Source organism: Ketobacter sp. GenoA1 (genome assembly GCF_003671475.1).
In the GTDB taxonomy this organism is placed as follows: Bacteria; Pseudomonadota; Gammaproteobacteria; order Pseudomonadales; family Ketobacteraceae; genus Ketobacter.
Window position 1 is genome coordinate 1 of record NZ_RCHM01000025.1, and the last position, 526, is coordinate 526.

General features: G+C 42.8%; 1 protein-coding gene. It reads right to left on the minus strand.

Going from position 1 to position 526, the window contains the following annotated elements; all coding sequences use genetic code 11:
• Window positions 1-138 precede the first annotated feature (138 nt).
• On the minus strand, window positions 139-480 hold the full coding sequence (locus tag D9N13_RS11790; RefSeq protein ID WP_290589933.1) for a hypothetical protein: 342 nt from the start codon (window positions 478-480) through the stop codon (window positions 139-141).
• Window positions 481-526: the final 46 nt, after the last annotated feature.

The following is a 526-nucleotide window of genomic DNA, read 5'->3' on the forward strand; positions in this document are numbered from 1 at the left end:
TAACGCCAAAATCACTGGCACAGTGGAGCGGAGAAATTTTTATGGTATAAGAGCGAAGCGACACCATAAAAATTGCGGAGCGTAACTGTGTCCACGTGCATTTTTTTGTTATGCATATGTTGCACTTCAATGTTGATACTAAGCATTGGCACTAGGCTCCCAACCACATTTGATACAGTACTTCGCTTTTGGAGTGCGAAGCAAATGGTGGCATACAGGACACTCTTGCCCCCAATCTTTCAGTCTATGGTGCATTATAATTTCAAAATGGACTCCGGCCATACCTGTTATTTCCTCAAATAATTTCATGGCTTGAGGTTTTACATTAAGTCTTGCCGTTGTCAAATCGCAGCCATGCTCTTCCCTGTATTCCTTAATCTCTCTTACCGCATCACCTAAATAATGTGCAACCCGAGACCACTCGTCCTCTTCGAGGAAGGGCATATCTTTGTGGCACTTAAAACAATAGTATTCTTTCATTAGTGGTTCTGGTCATTGCTGGTATGTAGGACGATTGCATAACGCC